Origin of the sequence: Pseudovibrio sp. Tun.PSC04-5.I4 (assembly GCF_900104145.1) — a bacterium.
GTDB lineage: Bacteria > Pseudomonadota > Alphaproteobacteria > Rhizobiales > Stappiaceae > Pseudovibrio.
The window spans coordinates 4,270,934-4,294,412 of record NZ_FNLB01000006.1 but is presented as its reverse complement, the minus strand read 5'-3'; the positions used below and the strand labels follow the sequence as shown (position 1 = coordinate 4,294,412).

Genomic DNA, 23,479 nt, shown 5'->3' with positions numbered 1-23,479 from the left:
TCGCCCAACACGATGGTTGCCTGTACCTATTCCCCCAACCGACTTCTCAATTAAAGACAAATTGATTCAAATCAGCATTCTTAACTTAGTAAATTTATGGGGGGTTTGAACAGAGAAATAACTCAGAATTTCACTATTAAAGTGAGTTCCTCATGCGCATCAAGGCATGCAACACCATGAATAAATATAGTTTTTTTGAAAAATAGTGACTAGCAACGAATAACTATACTGGAAAACACTATGTCACCCTTCCTGGATAGGACGGCAAAACAGCTCAGTTTTCTGCAGTTCACTTAATGGCACCAAATTAAGTATGTAGCGTCGACTTTCTACACTCTGATCACCAAGAGTGACGAACTGAAAAACACCATCCAGCCAGCAACCCTCTCCGTTAAATTCCGGCACTTCTTTAAACCGCATGTGGGTTTCACCGGTAAGAGGGCCATTATCTTCATAGCGCCATTGAACAATGAGCGGGACTGGCTCCTGCCCTTGGGTCTTTACCTCCAATAAATTTGCACCCAATTGAGAACAAGCCGCTTCATCCAAATCCCCCAATTGCACACGCAAATGCGCCATGAACCCATGCGAAGCAGGAGGCGGATACTTTACCGAATAGGTGAATTCTACAGGGTTTCCGGCTTCATCTCTGACAGGATCGGCAACAACCTCCCAGCGTGGGATTGAGGTTTTGTTCTCGCCCGGCTTACACTCAGGCAAGTCAACTTGCTGCGCGGCATGAACGGACACAATGCTCAACACCAATAGCATAACCTGCAAAAAACAAGCCTTCATCACTGATCAATTCCCCAATGGTGTCGCAAATTCATCCAATTGCAGCGCCCACAATGCCGTCGTCCGGTTAAAGCACTCAACGCCCAAAACGGGACCAATTGTGCCCTCTTGATAGATAGTGAAGGGAATATTGCAGGCTGTATTTCGAAAGGCCGTCCACGATTTATCTGCCCCGCGAAGTTCCGTTTGTGTGTTTTTGCTCTGTTGCATATCCAGTTTTTTGATTGCAATCGCCATCATCTGCTCCCAAAGAGCACTCTCCCTCGAATAGCACTCACGCATTCCCATGGTGGTCTGTTGATCAGGCTTTAAGCTACAATATTCAAAGACCTTCCCAATACATTGAACTCTGTCATTGAAGACCATCCCCGCTTTTTTAAGGCACGCATGAAACACCCTAGTTTCTTCGGGTCTTGGGGTGTTCGGTCCTTGCGCAAAAGCAACTGCGGGCAAACAAAGTGCAACGCATAACATCAAGGCTCTGATCATCATGAAACCCCCGACAGCGCATATCCAAAACCAAACTGTTTTTCAAAAGGGATACGCGGGAACAAAGAGTTAAAGCCATTTGACTGATCAGTTTCAGAGGCAAACCGCTTTAAATTGCGAAAACGGAACAATAGAGCAGACCCTTTAATGTGAAGAGTTTGAGACCATTACAATCTGAGCAGAACAGCATGGCCCCCAAATGTCCTAGTCCAACAAAAAAGGGTCCCGGAGCGGCGCCCCGAAACCCTCTTAAACCTGAAAAGACAGGTGCTATGAATTAACGGTAGGAGTAAGAACCGTCTTTCCATTCGTACCAAACGTAACCTGGGAGGGAAACGTCGCCTTTTTCATCAAAGGACACTTCACCAAGAACAGTGGCAAACTTGCCTTCATCCAGCTTTTCAACAACGGCATCATAGTCGGTCGTACCGGCAGAAGTCGCAGCCGCAGCCCATGTCTGCATCGCAGCGTAGGTGTAAAGTGCGTAACCTTCGGTGGTTTTCTCTGCAGCTTCAAGCGCAGCGACAACCGCAGCAGCTGCAGCGTTGTTACGTGGGTCCGGTGGGAATGTCATCAAAGTGCCCGCACCAGTTGGACCAGTGATTGACCAGTACTCATCGGTCACAAGCGCATCACCGGAAACCAGAATGGTGTCCATGCCCTGATCAGCCATCTGACGCTTCAACAAGCCAGCTTCAGTGTGGTAACCACCGACGTATAGCACGTCGACTTTTTCAGACTTCAGCTTGGAAACCAGTGCTGTGTAATCTTTTTCACCAGCTGTGTAAGCTTCATACAAAGCTTCCTGCTTACCAAGGCCATTCATCACAGCTTTGGTCGCGTCAGCAAGACCCTTACCGTAGGCTGTTTTATCGTGGATCACAGCAATGTTTTTGTCGCCGAATTCGCCAGCAAGCAGTTCGCCAGCAACTTTACCCTGCTGATCATCACGACCACACACACGGTAAGTACCAGGACCTGCACGTTCCTCGGTGTACTTCGGGTTGGTAGAAGCTGGAGTGATCTGAATGATACTCTCTTCAGCATATACCTGAGAAGCAGGGATCGAGGAACCTGAACAGAAGTGACCGGCTATGAACGCTACGTTCTTGCCAACCATCTGGTTTGCAACAGCAACGGCCTGTTTTGGATCACATGCATCATCGCCAACTTCCAGAACAAGCATTTCGCCGTTCACACCACCAGCAGCGTTGATATCGGCAACAGCCTGCTCAGCACCGGCTTTCATCTGTGCGCCAAAAGAGGCGTATTGACCCGTCATAGGGCCCGCAGTAGCAACAATAATTTCAGCCATGGCCGCGCCAGACATTGCTAATGCAGCAACACCGGCAACACTCGCCAAAAGATACTTTTTCATAAAAACTCCCCAGAGTCAGGTGCATTTCTCAATAAAACACCAGCGGAACACCTTCGTTTTCCGCCGGAGCAGGCAAACCCCTCGCCTGCTCAATGCTTCCAGTAACGAGCCTCTCCGAACTCATCAGCTGGATGCTTCACCAGAAACTAGTGTGACTAGAACTGGCCGATTGCGCAACAAATATATAAGTAATATTGCGAATTAGTAATTTTCGTGCTGGCCCGGTTTCAGTTTCCAGCCAAACGGTCCGGTCTTGTCGTAAAGCCAGCTGTACTGTGTCACCATTTGCGTGGTCCGTGTGGCTTGGTAACTCGCCAGACCGATTGCCAGAACAACGCAGTAATCCACCAGCAGATACTGGATGGAAAGCAACGGCTCTTCAAACAACGCGAACGACAAGAAACGAACCGCCAAAGACAGCAGAAAAATGAACCACAACAGAACCGGCAAAGGCCGCCAGGTCGTCGCAACTGAGCGCCCGGTTGCCGCCGCCGCAATCCCGCCAAGAATCACCACAAGCACAATAAAGACAGTCAACGAGCTGCCATAAAGAATACCCATCTCATCACCTCCTTAGTGTGCGCCGCCTTCAAGATATGCAGCCTTCACCTCGTCACGAGAGAGAAGCTCCTTACCTGTGCCGGTCAGGGTGATTGTACCGTTGACCATCACATATCCACGGTGAGCCAGTTTGAGCGCGTGGTACGCGTTCTGCTCAACAAGGAATACAGTCAGGCCATCGCTACGGTTCAGCTCACGGATTGCATCAAAGATCTGCGCGACGATAATCGGAGCAAGGCCAAGAGATGGCTCATCCAGAAGCAGCAAACGCGGACGGCTCATCAAAGCACGGGCAATCGCAAGCATTTGCTGCTCACCACCCGACAGTGTGCCGCCGCGCTGTTGCTGACGTTCCTTCAAGCGTGGAAACAGCTGAAAAACACGACGAAGATCTTCTTCGAAGTGCTCATTGCCTGCCACCATACCGCCCATCATCAGGTTCTCAAGAACCGTCATCCTTGGGAAGATACGCCGCCCTTCCGGAGACTGTGCAATACCAGTTCGCATAATCTCGTAGGTTGGCTTGTAGGTGATGTCCTCGCCGCAATAGGTCACCGACCCGTTACGCGCCTGAGGTGTTCCGCAAACCGTCATCATCAAAGTGGATTTGCCAGCGCCATTGGCACCGATCAGCGTCACAATCTCACCTTCATAAACGTCAAGATCAACACCATGTAGGGCCTGAATCTTACCGTAGAAAGTTTTGACGCCGCGAATGCTCAGGAGTGGTTGTCCAGCAGTCATAGGCCCACCTCCTCTTCTACCTTCTCGACTTCATCATCCTCAACGCCCAGATACGCCGCAATCACATGCGGATCGTTCTTGACGAAATCAGGCGCGCCGTCAGAAATCTTCACGCCGTAATCCAGCACCACAACGTGGTCAGAGATTTCCATCACCACAGACATATCGTGCTCAATCAGAACAACAGATGTGTCATGTTCCGTCCGGATGTATCGAAGCAAAGTGTTCAGCTCCAAACTCTCTTTCGGGTTCAAACCAGCAGCTGGTTCATCCAGACAGAGAAGCTCAGGACCGGTACACATGGCACGGGCAATTTCCAAACGGCGTTGATCGCCATAGGAAAGGTCCGCGGCAGGCGTATCGGCACGATCAATCAAATCGATGCGCTCCAGCCAGTATTTGGCTTTCTCAAGGGCGGCCAGGTGAGATTTTTGATAGCCTCCCAGACCCAGCAGTCCACCAATTGTCCAGTTAGAGGCAACCATCAGCGGGTTGTGCTGAGCAACCATCAGGTTTTCCAGAATAGTCATACCGCCAAACAGGCGAATGTTCTGGAAAGTCCGGGCAACCTTCGCATCAGCCGTAATCTTGAAGTCAGCCATCCGCTCCAGAAGGTGTTTTTCACCACTGGACCGGGCCATAACAAGACGGCCTTCGGTTGGCTTGTAAAAGCCGGTGATGCAGTTAAACACCGTGGTTTTACCAGCACCATTGGGCCCGATAAGCGCCGTAATATCACCGCGCCCAATATTGAAGCTGAGGTCGTTGATAGCAGTCAATCCACCAAAGCGCATGGTCAGGTGGTCAACCTTCAGAACAGGGTTGTTGTCCCAGGTATTCATCCGTGACCCTCCTGAACAAGATCGGCAGAAATGCCCTTGGCGGTTTTCGAAAGTGCCACACTCGGCGTTCTGCTGGAGATAAGTCCGCGCGGTTTCCAAACCATGATAACCACCATAATCAGACCGAACGCGAGCATGCGGAATTCTTCAAACTCCCGGAAGAGTTCAAAGCCACCAATCATCACAACCGCAGCAATCACCACACCTATTTGCGAGCCAAGCCCACCCAGCACAACAATCGCAAGAATGATCGCAGATTCCAAGAAGGTGAAGCTCTCAGGCGAGATAAAGCCCTGACGGGTTGCAAAGAAGGATCCTGCAAAGCCGGCGAACATTGCACCAAGTGCGAACGCTGTCAGCTTGGTGGTCGTTGTATTGATACCCAATGCCCGACACGCGATTTCATCTTCACGCAACGCTTCCAATGCCCGACCAATTGGCATCCGGCGCAAACGCATGGTCACAAAGTTGGTGAACAAAGCCATCGCGAAGATGAGGTAGTACAGGAAGATGATGCGGTGAATACTGCTGTAATCCAGCCCGAAGAAATTCGCAAATCCGCCTTCGCCACGGGTAAATTCCAACCCGAAGAAGCTTGGACGAGGAATGCCGGAAAGGCCATCTGGACCACCCGTGAACTGGTACCAGTTCAGCAGCACAATGCGAACAATCTCACCAAAGGCCAGAGTTACAATCGCAAGATAATCGCCGCGCAGCCGGAGCACCGGAAAGCCCAGTATAACACCCCAGAAGGCAGCCAGAATACCGGCCAATGGCAGACAAATCCAGAAGGAGAAGCCGAAATAGTGAGCCAGCAATGCGTAGGAATAAGCTCCAACCGCATAAAACGCCACATATCCCAGATCCAGCAGACCAGCCAGACCAACCACAATATTAAGGCCCCAGCCCAACATCACGTAGGTGAGCACCAAAATACCAAGATCGATATACTGGCGCGACCCGCGAGAGCCGAGCCAGAACATCAACACAAACGGAAGTGCGACAGCGATAATGAGGAGACCATACTTGAGCAGACTGGTACGCCGGTTTCCAAGTCCACCTTTTGGCATAAACCGGGAAAGGTTGAGGGATGGCGGATCTTCACGTTTCCAGAAAAACATGTTCATCGCAAAACGACCTGCGAACACAGCAAGCACAGCCAAAGCAACGGCAAGCCAGCGATGTTCAAGGTAAAGTTCCGCGCCACGGCCAGAAGCCACATCAACCCGTAGGCCAATCATAACCAAGGCAAGTGCAAACGTAATAACGGCACCGCCCAAACTGTCTTTCAAGCTTGCAACAAGCAAGCTGTCTCTTTTTCTTGCTTGCATCAGACCTTCTCCACCTCAGGTTGGCCGAGAAGTCCTTCCGGCATAAAGATGAGAACAATTGCCAGAATCGAGAATGCGGCAACGTCTTTGTATTCAACGGAGAAATAACCAGACCAGAACGTCTCAATAAGTCCGATCAGCAAACCACCCAGCATCGCACCCGGCAGTGATCCAATTCCGCCCAAAACCGCAGCGGTAAAGGCCTTCACACCAGCAAGGAAGCCAATGTAAAAATCAATAACACCGTAATAAAGCAGGAACATAAGACCCGCGACGGAGGCCAGAGAAGCTCCCATCACAAAGGTGAGTGAGATAGTACGATCAACATTCACGCCCAGCAAAGACGCCATTTTCCGGTCCTGCTCACACGCACGTTGCGAACGGCCCAAGCTGGTTTTGTTGATCAGATACGTAAAGCCCCCCATCAAGAGGACAGTTGTCACAACAATCAGGATCTGAATGTAAGACAGGTTTACGATAAACCCCGAACCATCTGCCCCACCATCGGTCAGCTGAAAGTTGCCAGAAAAGAGAGGCTGCAATGGTTTGTTCTTTGCGCCTTGAGACACCTGAACAAAGTTTTGCAGAGCAATTGATGCGCCGATCGCTGTAATAAGCGGCGCTAATCGAAATGATCCGCGCAACGGGCGGTAGGCCACCCGCTCTACCGTCCATCCCCAAACGGCAGTTAATGCCATGGCCACCACAAGAACGAGGGCCAGAGCCAAAATCAAAAGCAAAACAGGTGTTGCTGCTGTAATGCCAAGTGCAACGATAAGCACAAGTGCTATGAAAGAACCAACCATGAATATATCGCCATGAGCGAAGTTAATCATGCCGATAATACCATAAACCATCGTATAACCAATGGCGATGAGCCCATAGATGGACCCTAGTGTTACGCCATTTATAAGTTGTTGGAGAAAGTAATCCATATTTTATTTTGTTCCCCGCGTTAGATCAGCATCCGGTTGCTGTCTAGTCTGAATGCCTCCGGTTTCAGACCATCAATATTTTATGGTAAGACGATTAGTAAGTATATTACCCATACCTACAAGTCCGTATTTTGGAATATTCGCATTGTTTTAGCTGCTATTGCGCATTTTTATTTCACGCGACCCAAAATCGCGAGCGCTCCCACTCTCATAAATTCACCAGACCACAACCATAAGATGTATCAGGTCAGTTCTTTGTGAATTTTTCTCACCTATGGGAAACCCTCAACCCTACCAGTAATATATCACTGACCGTGTATATTGAACATATCCAATTCAAAACTGCAAGATAGTTCCTAGGAAAATTTGGATTTATGCAATTATCCATTTCCCTAAACCCAAGCCCTGCCCTACACGGTCTTTGAAAAATATTCATTTCCCCCGTAAATCCAGCTCACGCTAGAACTAAGGTTCGAGTATGGTAATCAGTTTTTCGCAGGAGAACTAGCTTTTCTGGGCAAATGGCTTTAACTACTCATGTTTGAATACCTGTCGTTTTCGGACGACTGAAAAGTACTCATGATAAGTATACAGCATAAAACGCAGATCAATTCTGTGGGAATATCTTGGATCTAACCGAATGACGACTGCAATAACAATGGCAAGACCTGATAATACCAATAAAAGTCTGGCATCCCATGAGTTTAGGGAAGCAATGAGTCGTCTGGGTGCTGCCGTTCACTTATTGGCAACCGATGGGGCTGCGGGAAAAAACGGCGCAACGGTCTCCTCTGTCTGTTCTGTATCAGATGACCCGGCCACGTTGCTCGTGTGCCTCAACCGCACCGCTCGCGTAAACCAAATGGTCAAAACCAATGGTGTGTTCTCCATCAACACCCTGCTTCATGACCATACAGAGATTTCCAATATCTTCGCCGGTCAGGGCGATCTGGCCATGGAAGACCGCTTTGCAAAGGCAGACTGGAGCCTGTTGGCGACCGGCAGCCCGATCCTCAACAGCGCGCGCGTAAGCTTCGATTGCCATATTAAAGAAGTATCTGAAGTCGGCACACACTCTGTTATATTCGGAGAAGTTGTTGCCGCACGCCTTGGTGAATTTGCACCAGCATTGATCTACCTCGACCGAAACTACCATTCTGTCTGACAGCTATTGATTTTCAAATTTAGGGAAAACTGATGACCCCAGGCCTCCGCAATTTAATTAGTGACGTACCTGGACTGAAAGTCGGCAACGCCCATTGCGAAAAAACAAGGTCAGGTGTCACAGTCCTAATTCCAGATCAGCAGGCCGTTGCCTCCGTTGCCATTATGGGCGGAGCTCCGGGGACACGCGATGTTGCGCTTTTGGAACCCGAGCAGACAGTCAACGCCATTGATGCACTCGTCTTGGCCGGAGGGTCTGCCTACGGTCTTGATGCTGGCAGCGGCGCGCAAGTTCGACTTGCTGAACTTGGCAAAGGCTTTGCAGTTGGCAGCGCCATCATCCCCATCACCCCAACAGCCATTCTATTCGATCTCCTCAACGGAGGAGATAAATCGTGGGGCAGAAATCCGGTTTACCGGGACATGGGCATCGATGCTGTCGACAATGCTGGGATTGATTTCGAGATCGGAACAGCCGGAGCAGGTTTTGGCGCAACAACTGCGGACCTGAAAGGCGGGCTCGGCTCAGCCTCATTGCAACTGCCTCGCGGCGGCACAGTCGGTTCTCTCATCGCAGTCAACGCACTTGGCCGCACCACAATCGGCGACACCCCTTATTTCTGGGCTGCGCCGAGTGAATACAAAGAGGAGTTCGGCGGCAGAGGCTGGCCTTCAAAAATGCCGGGCATGGATAAAACCGTCCAGACCAAATACTCCCTCGGAACCATTGATCTCTCCCCGAACACCAACACCACGATTGGCATTGTCGCGACAGATTTGATCCTCGCCAAGTCAGAGGCCAAACGCGTTGCAACAGCTGCCCATGACGGATTCGCCAGAGCCCTCTGGCCAGCGCACACACCTATGGATGGAGACCTGCTGTTCGTGCTCTCCACGGGTAAACGGGCCATGAATGATCCACTCGTTGAACTTCTGGAACTTGGTGCCTACGCAGCACAAACCGTATCACGCGCGATTGCCCGCGGCGTGTACTGCGCATCAGAGCGAGATGGGGATACAGTACCAACGTGGAAGAAAGCCCACGGATCCTGAAAGAACACGGCTGCGGAATGTGTGATTTGCCAAACTAACAAAAACGGCCACACTGCAACGCAGAAAAACTCAGTAAAACGCAGTAAAACGCAGGATATGCGCTTAAAACGCAAATCAATGCAAATTCCGCGCAACGTTTACGACCGGCAGAATGCTCATTCCTAATAGGCACTTAGCCATTATTGAGTGGCGAAGATGATCCAGCAGAAAAAGATGCGCCGCCTCTGCTGTTGGGGGCAGAGACGACGCGGGGGAGCAAAAGACGGAATCTTGCGGTAGGTATACGCCCGTCCTTTGCTTATCTAGAGAGTGTCTTCCCGATGTTATCACTTCAAATCGGGAAGACACTTATCTTGCATTAAGCCAGCTCAGGCTCAGCCCTGACGCCATCAGATAATTTTTTATCCAATTCTTTCATAGGCTTATCTTTATTCTCGCCAGCAGGCTTTTCGCCTGGGCGAATTCTGTAGAACATGATGAAGAGCAACGGCACAGCAATCAGCGTCAGCAGAGTTGCGAAGGTCAGACCACCCATAATCGTGACAGACATACTCGCAAACATCGGGTCAACAATCAGCGGCGCCATACCAAGAATGGTTGTGATCGCAGCCATTGACACAGGCCGAAGACGAGAAACAGTAGCGTTTACAACAGCATCGAACCGGTCCCCTCCTTGTTCCAACTGGAGATCAATCTCCTCCAACAGAACAATCGCATTCTTGATAAGCATCCCGGAAAGAGACAGCACACCAAGGATCGCCATGAAGTCCAACGGCATACCAGTGCCAAGCAAACCAATCACAACGCCGTTGATAGACATCGGAACAATCAACCAGATGATCAGCGGCTCACGAACCTTAGAGAACAAGAGAATGGAAATGATGATCATGACTAGGAAAGTAACTGGAACCTTCCCGCCTAGAGATTCATTCGCATCCTTGGAATTCTCATACTCACCGCCCCACTCAAGGACATAACCATTAGGTAATTCAACAGCTTCAATGGCACCGCGTATCCGAGCATGCGCAACAGAAGCAAGTTCATCAGGAGCACTCGCACCCATAACACTGATGGTCTTCACACGGTCACGGCGACGGATCAGAGTATCCTCAGGCACGGTCGCAATACCGCTGGTGACCTGATCAATTGGCACATATGAGCGCTGCTGCGAACTCCAAACAAGAGTGTTTACAAGGGCTTCAGAGACCGTCTCACCTTCTGCGCGCATCCGCTTCACGATGATCGGAATATCTTCCTCTTCATCACGGTAGCTGCCAGCACGAATACCATCCGAGGTAAACTTAATTGCAGTCGACAAATCCTGACGCGTGATGCCAGCAATCCGAGCACGCTGCTCATCAAACTTCGGCTGCATCACCAGCTCACGCTCACGCCAATCAGTGCGAACATCACTCAAACGGTACTGTGGATCTTTAAAGATCATGCCGATCTGATCAGAAACACTGCGAAGGACGTTGGCATCAGGCCCGGAAATACGTGCCAGAACATCAGCACCAGTTGGTGGACCGAAGACAAGACGTTCCGTGTAAACCTGCCCTCTAGGCAGTTGAGTAAAACCGAACTCACGGATCTTCAGAGCAAGATCATCAATGATTTCAATGTTTTCAGTACGTACAATAATCTGCCCGTAGTTGGAGCTGCCATCCTGCGAAGCGTAGGTCAGCATAAAGCGCGTTGCACCCCGCCCAACAAAAGCATCTGTGGCCACAACTCCCGGCAAAGAAAGAATCTCGCTTTCCAGCTTCTCCATATCCTTGGCAGTTGCATGGATATCCGTTCCGTGCGGCAACCAGTAGTTCACATAGAACATTGGTGTTGCAGAGTTCGGGAAGAAGGAGTTGGACACGAACTGGAAAGACCAGAAGCAGACGACGGTCACACCAATCAGCACAGCCAAAGACAACCAGCGCAAGCGCAATGTCAGCACCAGTATCTTACGGAAACCTGTGTAGAGCATCCCTTTATAAGGATCATGCTCGTTACCGGAGATGGCAGACATCTTGAAGAAGTACTTACCAAACAACGGTGTAACAAGGATAGCAAAGAACCAGGACATCAGCAGGGAAATACCAACCACAGCAAACAGGGAGAACATAAACTCACCTGTACTGTCATTGGAAAGCCCGATACCGGAAAACGCCATCACGCCGATAACAGTCGCACCGAGCAACGGCCATTTGGTTTGCTCAACCACAGTAGAAGCAGCTTTGATGGGCCGCATACCGCGCTGCATGTTGATCATCATGCCTTCGGCAACCACAATCGCGTTGTCCACCAACATGCCCATGGCGATAACCAAAGCACCCAGTGAAATACGCTCAAGCTCAATCCCGCCCAGTTTCATCAACAGGATAGTAGAAAGAACTGTCAGCAGCAAAACCGAACCAACGACAACAGCAGCACGCCAGCCCATGAAGATGCCAAGAACCACAATCACAATGGAAACCGACATAATCAGGTTCCCAACAAAGGACCCGACAGCCTTATCAACCACGTTATGTTGTTCGTAGATTGGTATAACTTCCATACCCACAGGCAAATTGGCCCGTAGTGTACTCAAGTGCGCTTCAACCGACTTACCTACAGCAACAACGTTGGTGTCTTTAACCGCAGCAACGCCCAGCGTAAAAGCACGTTGACCGTTATGGCGAACCAGAACCTTAGGGTTCTCAGGCTCCTGAACGGAAAGGGTCGCTACATCAGACAAGCGAACCATCGCAGTAGAACCCGGTTCACCAATCACCAGATCCTGAATACTACGGTAACTGTCAAAGGCCGAAACGGTTGAGATACGGATACGTAAATCACCGGAAACAGTTGTACCGTTTGCCTGAATTGCGTTTTCCGCATTCAACACATTCTGCACATCAGCAACGGTAATACCAAGCTGGGCAAGACGATCTTGATCCATCTCGATGACAATTTCGTCCTCAGGTGCTCCAAGAACGGAAACCTTCGCAACATTGTCAACGGTCAGTAGCTCACGGCGCAGCTCTTTAACTGTCTTACGGATTTCACGATTGGAATATCCTTCAGCCGTTAGAGCATAGTACATGCCAAACACATCACCAAAGCTGTCATAAACAGTCGGCGTGCGTGCTCCACTTGGCAAATCACCAGCTTCATCGCCAACTTTTCGGCGAAGTTCATCCCAAACCTGTGGCAACTCAGTGCCATCATAGGTTTCTTTCATCTCAACCTGAATACGGGAGAGTCCGGGCTCAGAAGTGGAGCGAACCTGCTTCAGCTGAGGCATCTGCTGAATGGCGCTTTCCAGCCGTTCAGTAACTTCCTCTTCCACCTCAGCAGCACTCGCGCCGGGATAAGAGGTGATGACCTGAGCTTCTTTAATTGTAAATGCTGGATCTTCCAGCCGTCCGATGCCGCCTAGTGCCCATAAACCGCCAAGGAAGGCGATAAGGACAACCATCCAGACATTGACCGGCTTCTCAATTGAGTAGCGCGCAATATCCATTTTTAATACTCCTAGACGCCTGCTCTTACAGCTTCGGTACAATTAGCTGATTGTTATCAAGGTGGCTTACACCAGCAGTCACAATCATTTCACCGTCTTTCAAACCGGACAGAACCGGAATAAAAGCACCCAAAATAGTTCCAAGGGTTACAGAACGACGCGTCACACGCTTGTCATCCGGGTTCACAACCCAAACGTATGCGCTCTTATCTGGCGCTGCGCCCACTGCGGAAGTTGGAACAAAAAAGGCTGTTTCATCTCGGTTCCCAAGACCATTGAGGCTAACTTTAACGCTCGCTGTCATGCCGGGAATAATGTTGAAGCCAGATTTGTTATCCATAGCCAGTGTCACACGGTAGGTCTGTGCAACCTTATCGGCTTCGGTGCTGTGCTCACGGTACTGCAGAGGAAACACCTTGCCCGGATGGGAAGGAAACTCAGCAGTCATCTTCAAAACAGAAGACTCTGTTGCTTGAGAGAATAGCGTTTCAGGCACGTTGATATCAATGCGCACTTCGCTCACATCCTGAAGACGGACAATGCTGTTACCGTCTTTGATGATCGCGTAGTTATCAAGGCTGCGAGAGGTTACAACAGCATCATATGGAGCAACGATCCTAGTATATCCAAGGTTCTGCTTGGCTTTGTCCAGTGTTACCTCTGCCAAATCAAAGGCAGTCTTCGCACCATCATATTTACCTTCAGAAATAACCTGTTTGTTCTTCAGCGTCTCAAAGCGCTTCAGATCTTTCTTCTTTTGCTCATAATTGACCTGAGCCTCACGAACAACATTCTCATAATCGGTTGGGTCAAGGGCAGCAATCAAATCACCCTTTTTGACACGCTGACCATCAGAGACAGGGAGCTCAACAAGCTGGCCGGAAACACGGAATGCCAGATCGACAGTCTGCACAGCATCAACACGACCTGTGAAGTTACGCGTTGACAGATCATCAATCTCGGAAACGATCATCACGCTCGCTGGCCGAACGATAGCTTCTTTAGGCGCTTCAGCGACGTCTTGCTCCTGGCACCCTGCAAGTAGCACAGCAAGGGCCCCAACAAAAATGGTAGCGCCCCGGCGCCCCATTCTTCTATTTTCGCTAATTTTCTGCATCTTACCCTAGTTTCCGACTTCAGCTTTTATCTCGGTGTACTGGCTGCTGTGGGAAGTGATCATCAGCACACGATCAATTAGTTTTTCAATCTCTTCACTGCTACGGGTCTCGATATCCATAGCAACGCGATAGTAAAGCCCATCAACAACCAGCTCACAGATATGCCCAATAACTGGGTCATCCGCCTCATCGCTGATTGCTTGCGCAAACTCTCCGCTCATTTCATGAAATTCCGCGACCAGTTCTGGCTCCTGAACGGCAAGAGCAAACAGCGCTTTAGGAGCTGTTTTGTTTCTGTAGTCACGATAAATATCAAAACTTGCCCGCAATACTGGACAAGCAACCCCCTGAGCAGAAAGCTTATCACTCAGCTCATATGTTCTCTGCCGATACTGCGTTACAGCCCGCCGGATTACCCCAAGCAGCAGCTCTCTTTTATTGCAGAAATTGTATAGAATCCCACCTTTTGACATGCCCGCTTCAGCTGCCACTGCGTCAATGGTCAGTTTACGCGTACCTTCGTCGCTGATGAGACGCTCTACAGCATCCAGAATATGCTCGCTTGTTGTTTCCACACTGGCACCTATTTACCTTAGGTTAAGACTGTACCGTCCAGTCGGTTTCTGTACCGTCCGGTCGGTTTTTATATGAATCGTTTGGGAAAGACAAGTTTCAAAATTGAGATAAATGAGATAGCAGCCCGACAGAAAACGAATAGTAGGGAGAAATCAGTACAACTGTGACTTGAAACACAAAATGCCGACCCTGTCACAGATCGGCATTTCGCAATTTCAGTGAATATTGGCTGATTACTCGGCCGCTTCCTTCAAAGTTACCGTAGTGGGATCCTCTGCCAACTGACCAAGTAATTCTCCTCGTCTACTTTGCGCAATCACGATGCTCTCATCCTTGATCGGCCCATAACCACGAATAGAATCAGGCAGGTTCAGGAGTTCACACATCAAACCATAGTTGGCTGTTCCAACCTTGGCAGAAACAAGTGACAGATCCTCGGTGTACTGCTTAATCAACGCTCTTTCTTCTTTGCGTTCCTGCGCATATCCAAACGGATCAAACGCAGTTCCCCGTAAACGGCGGAAGGAAACCAGCAGCTCAAACGCCTTAAAAATCCACGGGCCAAAAGCACGTTTCTGCGGACGGCCCGTTTTAGCATCAGGCTTTGATGGCAGTATTGGCGGCGCGAGAAGAATCTTCAACTCACCCGGATGCGCAAACTGAGCCTCCAGCTTTTGCCGGAATTCAGGCGCACTGTAGAGCCGAGCAACTTCATACTCATCTTTATAAGCCATAAGCTTATAAAGCATTTCTGCAGTCGCATGGGTCATAGCCATGGAACCGGGACCGAACTCGTCATCACGAGCCCGAACTTTAGCGACCGTCTTTAGATAGGCATCCGCGTAGCGCTTGTTTTGATAATCCATCAGCTCTTTGGCAAAGAATGCAATCTTCTCATCAAGAGTCATCACTTTAACCGCTTCCATACGTGGAAGCGCAGCAAAAACGGCATCAGGATTACTATAAAGAACACGCCCGGCCTGAAATGCACGGATGTTTTTCTCAACAGCAGTCCCGTTGAGGGAAATTGCGGTCTCAATCGCTTGAGACGAAATAGGCAGTGTCCCCGCTTGATATGCCAGCCCAACCAACATCATGTTGGTGAAGATCGAGTCCCCAAGCAATTTTTCTGCGATACCTGCAAGATCATGCGCACGCAGATCATGCGTCCCTTGTTCAAGGGTACGGGTCATCTTGTTCACATCAAATGACTGCTGCTGCTTCATCACGAATTCAGAAGTCGGCGTCACGTTGACATTCACAAATCCATGCGTCCGGTTCTTATGGTAAAGCGACAATTGCTCTGCCTTACTCGCAACAAGCATGTCACTTGCAATCAGCACATCAAGCTGGGCAGGAGGAACGCGCGGCCCTTCAATCGTATCAGTCGCCGCTGCAAACCGAACGTGCGACGTAACAGGTCCACCCTTTTGAGCAAGGCCGGTCATATCCAGTGTTGAGGCTTTGAGACCATCTATGTGAGCAGCCATCGCAACAATCGCAGAGATGGTTGTCACGCCCATACCACCGATACCGGCGACAAGAAGGTTGCGCGTATTCTCCAAGCTTGGAAGCGTAACATCCGGCAGTTTTCTGACGTGCTCTTCAAGCGCAAAATCAGCAGGTTTTGCCTGACGAAGCGTCGACCCTTCCACATATACGAAGGATGGACAGAAGCCCTTCACACAAGAGAAATCCTTATTACAGGAGGATTGGTTGATCCGGCGTTTTTCTCCAAACACCGTTTCCATAGGTTCAACAGAAAGACAGTTGGATTGAACGGAGCAATCACCACACCCTTCACAGACACGATCATTGATGAACACGCGAAGATCAGGATCAGGATACAGACCCCTTTTCCGACGGCGACGCTTTTCAGCAGCACAGGTCTGGTCAAACACGATCGCAGAAACGCCTTTGAACTCTTTGAGCGCGTTCTGCACCTTCATCAAATCATCACGATGATGAACCGGCTCCGTAACCGCCAGATCACGGCGCCCGGCATAATCATCAGGGTGTTCAGTAACAAGCACGACCTTCTCAACACCTTCGGCATGGAGCTGATTGAGAAGCTGTGGCACCGTCAAAGACCCATCCAACTCCTGACCACCTGTCATCGCAACAGCATCATTGTAAAGGATTTTGAAAGTGATCGGCACGCGAGCGGCAACCGCCTGACGAATAGACAGAATCCCGGAGTGGAAATAAGTGCCATCTCCCATATTGGCAAACACATGTTTATCGCGAGCAAAGTTGGCTTGACCAACCCAAAGCGACCCTTCGCCACCCATTGCAATCTGGCCATCGGTCGTCCGGCCATTGATCTCGGTCATCGCATGACACCCAATCCCTGGCATCGAGCGAGATCCCTCCGGCACAACCGTAGAGGAGTTATGCGGACAACCAGAACAGAAGAAAGGTGACCGCGCTGCCAACTCGCCATTACCTTGCGCCCACATTTGCTGGCGCATCATGGTATCGGCCACGGAGCGCATCTGGTCATTGATGTACTCTTTGGGCAGGAAACTCATGATCACACGGATCATTTCATCAATCGAAAGCTCAAGCACATCAGAGAGCAACGGATTACCCTCATGATCTTTCTTACCAAGAACCTTTGGCTGCTGATTGCTTGGCCAGTTGTAAGCTATCTCTTTGATTTGAGGCTCAATAAACGCACGCTTGTGCTCAACAACGAGGATCTTATCAAGCCCACGAGCGAAACTTGAAAACGCGGTAGGCTCCAACGGATAAGGCATACCCACCTTGTAAACCGCCAGTCCAATTTCTTTGGCGCGCTGGTCGGTGATCCCCATGAGCTGAAGCGCCTGACACAAATCGCGGAAGGCCTTACCAGTCGCGACCATGCCGATCCGCGGCTTCTGCGCACCGTAGGCCAGATGATCCAGACGATTGGCCTTCGCATAAGTCAGAGCCGCTGGTATGCGGATATCCCGCAATAAGCGCTCTGTTTCCAAACGATTACCAAGCAGCAACACACGGTTTAATTCAGCATTCTTGCGCGGATCAAAAGCAACAGGTCGTTTAAACGACAAACGCCCCGGATCAACAGACACAACTCCTGACGCATCCATGGTGTCCGCAAGGCAAATCAACGCACTCCACAAACCTGTGTAGCGTGACATCTCAAACCCATGCAGACCGAAGTCGAGCACTTCCTGAATATCAGCTGGGTTCAGAACAGGGATTTCTGCGTGTTGAAAGAAAAATTCGCTCTGTGCCGGCAAAATGGAAGATTTTGCCAGATGATCATCACCGGCAAGTGCAACGACGCCGCCATTCGGATCGGTACCAGATGCACTGGCTTGGTGCAGCACATCCCCTGCTCTATCAACACCCGGCGCCTTCCCGTACCAGATGCCATAAACGCCATCAAAACTAGAACCCATACCGTGTTGGCGAACCTTTTGAGATCCCCATACAGCAGTCGCGCCCAGTTCCTCGTTCACTCCCGGCTGGAACTGAATGTCCAGCGGATCGAGGTACTGGCGTGATCTTTGAAGCTCAGTATCGTAGCCAGCGATTGGAGACCCGCGGTATCCCGAGATAAAACCGCCTGTATTCAAGCCCTTAGCACGATCCAGTCGGCCGCGATCCAGCGCCAGTCGCACCAGCGTCTGAATACCACTCAGGTACACATTGCCTGCTTCAGCGGTATATTTGTCATGCAGGCTGATCGGTGGCACACTTACGTTCATTCCAATGAGCTCCTCTCCCATCATGGTTGTGGACGGTTCCCCCCGCCAAAACCAAATCTTTCGTCCTAGCCCATAGTGATCCTTTTTTTACGTGATTTCTGTGCTATCCTACCTACAAATACGTATTCAGTCGAAAAATTATTCCTATGAGGGCATATGAGCGAAAAATCTTTATTGGACCCATCCGACATTCGCGTTCTACGGATTCTGCAAAAAGATGCTTCCCAATCTATCGCGGATATCGCCAAAGAAGCCGGAATGAGCCAGACCCCATGCTGGAGACGCATTAAGAAGCTCAAAGAGACAGGTGTTATAAAACAAACAGCTGCTCTGGTGGATCGCGAAGCTGTCGGTCTGGGCTTCCTTGCGTATGCTTTTGTGAAGCTCAATGTCCCAAGCCGCGAAAACATGGAGACATTTGATCGACTGATCGGTCTATGGCCTGAAGTCGTCACATGTGAACGCATCACAGGAGCTGTCGATTACCTTATCAAAGTGGTCGCCTCTGATATTAAATCCTATGATGACTTCCTCCGCTTGAAGCTGCTGGACAACTCGCTGATCTCAGATGTTCAGTCCCGCATTGTCGTTTCGACAATTAAGGAAACAGTCTCTCTCCCTCTGAGGGAATTCGCGAGCTGATAATCACGGTCCAGCTTAAGTGAGGATCCTTTCTCCTTAACCCCTTTGGATCTGAAATATTTGTTCAAATTCGACTGATATGATTTAGTCGCGTGGTCTCTTTCAACCAAAGGGTCCACGTCGATTAAGGTGTATTGCCAAAAAATGATCCGGGGTTCTCAACATGCGATACGCTTGAAAAAAGCATGAAAGCAGTTGGAATAGGACCTGTTAAAACAAACGACTTTAATCTATGCGAGCATACAATCTCATCCGCGTAATCTTAGGGTACATCAACACTGCGCTGGGATATCTTGGCAAAAATGGAATGAACGCAATCGCGATCTCCATTTTTCTCGGGCTTTTCCTTCCCGGCATTGCACAAGCCCTTAGGTTATTTCTCACGCCCGCAATTTTTATCCTGCTCACTCTCAGTTTTGTGCGTGTCAACAACACCGCAATAGCCAGTCAGCTCAAACATCCTAAACTCGCCATTGCAGCGACCCTTTGGCAGATGATCTTTCTTCCAGCCCTTGTCGCTCTCGCCTGCTGGCAAATTGGGCTCGACCAGATCGATGTAGGCGTTTTAACTGCCCTATTTATGGTGTCCGCAGCTCCGCCGGTCATGTCCACTCCGATTTTCATCTGGATGTACGGCATGAATGGAGCGCTGGCTTTAACGATCTCAACACTCGCTCTGATCGCAGCTCCGCTCACCACGGCATTCTTTGCTTCAATGATCCTGCCGGCCTCACTGCAAGTTAATCCATATGATCTTGCACTAAACCTTGCTGGCTTCCTTCTGGGCTCCGCGCTGCTTGGGCGTTTCTTATATTACGCCCTTGGAGCGAAACGTATTGACGCCGCAACAGACCAGATCAACGGTTTGAACTGTATCGTACTCTTCGTATTTGCAGTTGCAGCCATGGATGGTGTGGCAGATTTTGCTTGGACCTCCCCATTCAAAGCGGCAGCACTGTTCTTAACCGTCTTTTCCATCGCAACTGTCCAGTTCCTCCTGACTTACTTGAGCTTTCTGTCAGCGGGCGTGCAAAACGCGTTTATCGCATCCTACGGAGTGGCCAGTCGCAATTTGGGCCTGATGGTTGCCGCGTTAGGGGGAACAGTCCCCGAACTTGCATGGCTCTTTTTCGCCTTTGCACAATTCCCGATATATTTACTACCGTGGATACTGAGACCGCTTGCTCTGCGTGCAAAAGCAGCCGAAAACAGACAGACCTAGTTTAGGATCAACAGTACTGCACATTTTGGCCCTCTTGCCTCTTTTTACCGACCATGGTAGCCGCTCAAAAAATAGTCTTCCTAAGGAGAAACCCAGCTATGGCACAGCCACTCGTAATTGCACCTTCAGTTTTGGCATCCGACTTCTCAAAACTGGGTCAGGAAATTAGAGATGTTGTGGAAGCTGGGGCAGACTGGATCCATCTGGATGTTATGGACGGCCACTTCGTGCCAAACATCACCTTCGGCCCAGACGTCATAGCAAAACTCCGCCCCCACACCGATAGGATATTCGACACACACCTGATGATCGAACCCTGTGATCCATATCTGGAAGCGTTCGCCAAAGCAGGCTCCGATTACATCACCGTCCATGCGGAAGCGACGATGCATCTCGATCGCTCTCTTCAGGCAATCCGCAATTTGGGCAAAAAAGCTGGCGTTTCACTAAACCCAGCAACGTCCGAGAGCTGCCTCGAATACGTGTTAGATCGCGTCGACTTGATTCTGGTTATGACTGTGAACCCCGGCTTTGGCGGCCAGAAATTCATCATGTCCCAGATTGAAAAAGTCGAACGCATCAAAAAGATGATTGGTGATCGCCCGATCCGTATTCAGATTGACGGCGGCGTGACCACAGAAACGGCGCCGCTGGTCACAAAAGCTGGCGCAGATACGCTTGTTGCTGGCTCTGCCGTATTCAAGGGCGGCACAGTTGAAAGCTACCGTCAGAACATTGCAGCCATCCGCGCGGCAACTCAGGCATAAATCCTGCTCAACTCCATATGCACAAAGGCCGCTTCAACAGCGGCCTTTCTTATTTGAAAAACGAGAAGCTTAATCCAGTGCCTGCGCAGCCTCAGCAGCAGCATTGATAAACAGCGTCGCATCGGTGCCAAAAGTCATAAACTGGTAGCCAGCAGCCTTTGAATGCTGCAGGTGGCCCTTAGAAACGCAATAGATGCCAGCAATCTTGCCTGCAGCCCGTGTTTTCTTTGCAATGAGCTTTTGCATCTCCAAAGAGGCATCAGCAACAGGCTCAACGCGTGCGCCGCCGGAAACGGTTAAGGACAGATCCGCAGGACCGACAAAAACACCGTCCAGCCCGTCAACTTGCAAAATCTCGTCCAAAGCAGCCAATGCTTCCGGTGTCTCAATCATCGCAATCGCGAGTGTCTTCTGATTGGCACCTTCAAAGTAAGTTTCCATCGGCACACCAGAATTAAGCATCGCCCCGAACGCCCCATAGCTGCGTGCTCCAAGCGCGGGATACTTACAAAACTCGACCAGTTTTTTGGCGTCAGCAACTGAATTGATCATCGGTGCTATAATCACTTCCGCGCCAGCATCCAGCAACCAGCTGGCGGTTTTAAAATCATCCACGCAGGTCCGCGCAACCGCATGTCCGCCACCGGCAATGATGTCCTTGATAGAATCGCGAGCCTCGGCGGCGGTCTGAAGCCCATGCTGCAAATCCAGTGTGATGACTTTATATCCGCCCTTCAAAAACAGATTGGAAAAAATGGGAGAAGGTAAGCTTGCCCAGGCGCTTACAATCGTTTGTCCCGCTCTTAGCTTCTCTGCCAGACACATATTCTCAGCCATGCAACCTCTCATCTCAACTCAGCATCAGTTCACCACAATCTGGCCACTGGCACTTATTCATCCACGAAATCTTAGTTTAACAAATAAAAAAGCCGTCTCCCCAGCGCAATTTCGGGAAAACGGCAAATTCTTTTATGAAAGGCGCGATCAGATGGCCTTCAAAAGGGTCTTTGAGAGCTTACGCTTGCTCAGAAAATTCCTTTTGAGCTTCAATCATCAGCTCTTCCATTGTACGGCGAATCTGGTGTTCAGACTGATCCACCTTGGCATCAGCAAAATCTTTGGTGATGCGGGCAAACATGTCTTCGTCGCCAGGTTCCTGAAGATCAGTTACAACGATTTTGTTGGCATACTCTTCAGCAATGTCCCCGGCTAACCCAAGCTTATCAGCAGCCCATAGGCCAAGCATCTTGTCCCGGCGTACAGTCGCTTTAAATGCAAGCTCAGATCCAAGTGCGAAACCGCCTTCAAACGCATCAGCTCGTTTGTCAAACGTGGTCATCTATTTCCTCCTAGCTTAGCCAATGTAAAAAGGTCCGTCCCCTCCTTACAAGCCACGCTATTAACTACGTGAATCATTGTACGCAACTTCTATTTGTAGGTCAAAAGCCATTAGTTGTAATCGGACTGATTTTCAATAAGCCGTAAGGCCAACTAAATTACACATTTGTACTTTTCCCAAAAGTCGGTTAAGTTCCGCGCCGCATGGCGGGATCGCGATTTTCGCACCGATGATAGATGTGAAAACGAAGTTTTGGCAGGTCATTTGAGCCAATTGGCACCAACGATCTGCAAGGCTTTTGTTTCCACCCCTACGTCGCCCGTAGTAATTGTTCCACAAACGCAATGGTAAGTGCTTATGAACCGCCGTCGGCGAATTTACGAAGGCAAGGCCAAGATCCTTTATGAGGGTCCTGAGCCGGGAACGCTGATTCAGCACTTCAAAGATGATGCTACAGCCTTCAACAACGAAAAACATGAAATTGTTGATGGAAAGGGCGTCCTGAACAATCGGATTTCCGAGTACATTTTCAACAATCTGAATGACATGGGAATCCCAACCCATTTTATTCGTCGGTTGAACATGCGCGAACAGCTGATCCATCAAGTGGAAATCATCCCGATCGAGGTTGTTGTCCGCAATATTGCAGCTGGTTCCTTGTGCAAGCGCCTTGGCGTGGAAGAAGGCACACAGCTCCCACGCTCCATCATTGAATTCTACTACAAGAATGATGAGCTTGGTGATCCGCTTGTGTCTGAAGAACACATCACTGCATTTGGCTGGGCAGCCCCGCAGGAACTTGATGACATTATGGCTCTCGCCATTCGCATCAATGACTTCCTCTCCGGTCTGTTCATAAGTGTTGATATCCGTCTCGTTGACTTCAAGATCGAATTTGGACGTCAGATCGAAGGCGATATGATGCGTATCATTCTGGCAGATGAGATCTCACCAGACAGCTGTCGCTTGTGGGACACCAAAACCAACGAGAAACTGGACAAAGACCGGTTCCGCCAGAACATGGGTGGAATGGTTGAAGCCTATCAGGAAGTAGCCCGCAGGCTTGGTATCTTGATTGACAACGACCGTCCGGGCCAATCTGGACCAACTCTTGTAAAATAAACGTCGAACGGGCCGCTCTGGCCCGTTTTGCATTTTGGGGCAGCAAACCGACCTAGGGGAATTCGACTATATCACGACCTCGGGTCGATTTTGCTTTCCCAGCAAAGATTCCCGCGCTATGAAGCGCGCAAGAATGAATGGTGCTCAAGGACGCACCTAAAACCCCTTAATTTCGGTAGGAAGGAC

General features: G+C 49.9%; 20 protein-coding genes. 6 read left to right on the top strand and 14 right to left on the bottom strand.

The window, feature by feature from the left end:
* Nucleotides 1-243: 243 nt before the first annotated feature.
* The 8 genes from BLS62_RS25115 to BLS62_RS25080 all read right to left on the bottom strand — a co-directional run bounded on the left by BLS62_RS25115 (nt 244) and on the right by BLS62_RS25080 (nt 7,075).
* The gene (locus BLS62_RS25115; protein WP_208991090.1) at nt 244-795 is read right to left on the bottom strand and encodes a hypothetical protein; all 552 of its coding nucleotides are present in this window, start codon (nt 793-795) and stop codon (nt 244-246) included.
* A gap of 6 nt (nt 796-801) precedes the next feature.
* A complete protein-coding gene (locus BLS62_RS31795; protein WP_348271874.1) occupies nt 802-1,161 on the bottom strand; it encodes a lysozyme inhibitor LprI family protein in 360 nt (119 codons plus the stop codon).
* Nucleotides 1,162-1,561: 400 nt separating this feature from the next.
* Nucleotides 1,562-2,662, bottom strand: coding sequence for a branched-chain amino acid ABC transporter substrate-binding protein (locus BLS62_RS25105; protein ID WP_093187694.1), 1,101 nt, complete (start codon nt 2,660-2,662; stop codon nt 1,562-1,564).
* 201 nt (nt 2,663-2,863) lie between these two features.
* Nucleotides 2,864-3,223, bottom strand: coding sequence for a DUF6867 family protein (locus tag BLS62_RS25100; protein WP_093187692.1), 360 nt, complete (start codon nt 3,221-3,223; stop codon nt 2,864-2,866).
* A gap of 12 nt (nt 3,224-3,235) precedes the next feature.
* A complete protein-coding gene (locus tag BLS62_RS25095; protein ID WP_093187690.1) occupies nt 3,236-3,967 on the bottom strand; it encodes an ABC transporter ATP-binding protein in 732 nt (243 codons plus the stop codon).
* On the bottom strand, nt 3,964-4,809 hold the full coding sequence (locus BLS62_RS25090; protein WP_093187687.1) for an ABC transporter ATP-binding protein: 846 nt from the start codon (nt 4,807-4,809) through the stop codon (nt 3,964-3,966). Before BLS62_RS25090 ends, BLS62_RS25095 begins: the two co-directional genes overlap by 4 nt.
* Nucleotides 4,806-6,140, bottom strand: a complete 1,335-nt coding sequence (gene livM / locus BLS62_RS25085) for a high-affinity branched-chain amino acid ABC transporter permease LivM (RefSeq protein ID WP_093187685.1) — start codon at nt 6,138-6,140, stop codon at nt 4,806-4,808. The genes BLS62_RS25090 and livM overlap by 4 nt, the downstream gene beginning before the upstream one ends.
* Nucleotides 6,140-7,075 carry an ABC transporter permease subunit gene (locus tag BLS62_RS25080; protein ID WP_093187683.1) on the bottom strand — a complete coding sequence of 312 codons (936 nt, stop codon included), beginning with the start codon at nt 7,073-7,075 and terminating at the stop codon, nt 6,140-6,142. Before BLS62_RS25080 ends, livM begins: the two co-directional genes overlap by 1 nt.
* 640 nt (nt 7,076-7,715) lie before the next feature.
* Between BLS62_RS25080 and BLS62_RS25075 the strand changes: the two genes are divergently transcribed.
* A complete protein-coding gene (locus BLS62_RS25075; protein WP_244283617.1) occupies nt 7,716-8,240 on the top strand; it encodes a flavin reductase in 525 nt (174 codons plus the stop codon).
* A gap of 32 nt (nt 8,241-8,272) precedes the next feature.
* Nucleotides 8,273-9,292: a P1 family peptidase gene (locus BLS62_RS25070; RefSeq protein WP_093187681.1), complete on the top strand. Its 1,020-nt coding sequence runs from the start codon at nt 8,273-8,275 to the stop codon at nt 9,290-9,292.
* A 358-nt stretch (nt 9,293-9,650) separates the two neighbouring features.
* Here BLS62_RS25070 and BLS62_RS25065 read toward each other — a convergent pair whose 3' ends face one another.
* The 4 genes from BLS62_RS25065 to BLS62_RS25050 all read right to left on the bottom strand — a co-directional run bounded on the left by BLS62_RS25065 (nt 9,651) and on the right by BLS62_RS25050 (nt 18,201).
* Nucleotides 9,651-12,788: an efflux RND transporter permease subunit gene (locus BLS62_RS25065; RefSeq protein ID WP_093187678.1), complete on the bottom strand. Its 3,138-nt coding sequence runs from the start codon at nt 12,786-12,788 to the stop codon at nt 9,651-9,653.
* Nucleotides 12,789-12,813: 25 nt separating this feature from the next.
* Nucleotides 12,814-13,905, bottom strand: a complete 1,092-nt coding sequence (locus tag BLS62_RS25060; protein ID WP_093187676.1) for an efflux RND transporter periplasmic adaptor subunit — start codon at nt 13,903-13,905, stop codon at nt 12,814-12,816.
* A 6-nt stretch (nt 13,906-13,911) separates the two neighbouring features.
* Complete coding sequence (locus BLS62_RS25055; RefSeq protein ID WP_093187673.1) at nt 13,912-14,481, bottom strand: TetR/AcrR family transcriptional regulator; 570 nt, start codon at nt 14,479-14,481, stop codon at nt 13,912-13,914.
* Between the two features lie 234 nt (nt 14,482-14,715).
* A complete protein-coding gene (locus tag BLS62_RS25050) occupies nt 14,716-18,201 on the bottom strand; it encodes an indolepyruvate ferredoxin oxidoreductase family protein (RefSeq protein WP_093189599.1) in 3,486 nt (1,161 codons plus the stop codon).
* Between the two features lie 156 nt (nt 18,202-18,357).
* Between BLS62_RS25050 and BLS62_RS25045 the strand changes: the two genes are divergently transcribed.
* The 3 genes from BLS62_RS25045 to rpe all read left to right on the top strand — a co-directional run bounded on the left by BLS62_RS25045 (nt 18,358) and on the right by rpe (nt 20,832).
* Nucleotides 18,358-18,843 (top strand): Lrp/AsnC family transcriptional regulator, encoded by a 486-nt coding sequence (locus tag BLS62_RS25045; protein WP_093187670.1) that lies wholly within the window; start codon nt 18,358-18,360, stop codon nt 18,841-18,843.
* A gap of 232 nt (nt 18,844-19,075) precedes the next feature.
* On the top strand, nt 19,076-20,065 hold the full coding sequence (locus BLS62_RS25040) for a symporter (RefSeq protein WP_093187667.1): 990 nt from the start codon (nt 19,076-19,078) through the stop codon (nt 20,063-20,065).
* Between the two features lie 98 nt (nt 20,066-20,163).
* Nucleotides 20,164-20,832 (top strand): ribulose-phosphate 3-epimerase, encoded by a 669-nt coding sequence (gene rpe, locus BLS62_RS25035; RefSeq protein WP_093187665.1) that lies wholly within the window; start codon nt 20,164-20,166, stop codon nt 20,830-20,832.
* A 69-nt stretch (nt 20,833-20,901) separates the two neighbouring features.
* Here rpe and BLS62_RS25030 read toward each other — a convergent pair whose 3' ends face one another.
* Both BLS62_RS25030 and BLS62_RS25025 read right to left on the bottom strand, forming a co-directional pair.
* On the bottom strand, nt 20,902-21,669 hold the full coding sequence (locus BLS62_RS25030; RefSeq protein WP_093187662.1) for an HpcH/HpaI aldolase family protein: 768 nt from the start codon (nt 21,667-21,669) through the stop codon (nt 20,902-20,904).
* Between the two features lie 178 nt (nt 21,670-21,847).
* Nucleotides 21,848-22,171 carry a DUF1476 domain-containing protein gene (locus BLS62_RS25025; protein WP_093187659.1) on the bottom strand — a complete coding sequence of 108 codons (324 nt, stop codon included), beginning with the start codon at nt 22,169-22,171 and terminating at the stop codon, nt 21,848-21,850.
* Nucleotides 22,172-22,528: 357 nt separating this feature from the next.
* On the opposite strand from BLS62_RS25025, the gene purC reads away from it, so the two are divergent.
* Nucleotides 22,529-23,293, top strand: a complete 765-nt coding sequence (gene purC, locus BLS62_RS25020) for a phosphoribosylaminoimidazolesuccinocarboxamide synthase (RefSeq protein WP_093187656.1) — start codon at nt 22,529-22,531, stop codon at nt 23,291-23,293.
* Nucleotides 23,294-23,479: the final 186 nt, after the last annotated feature.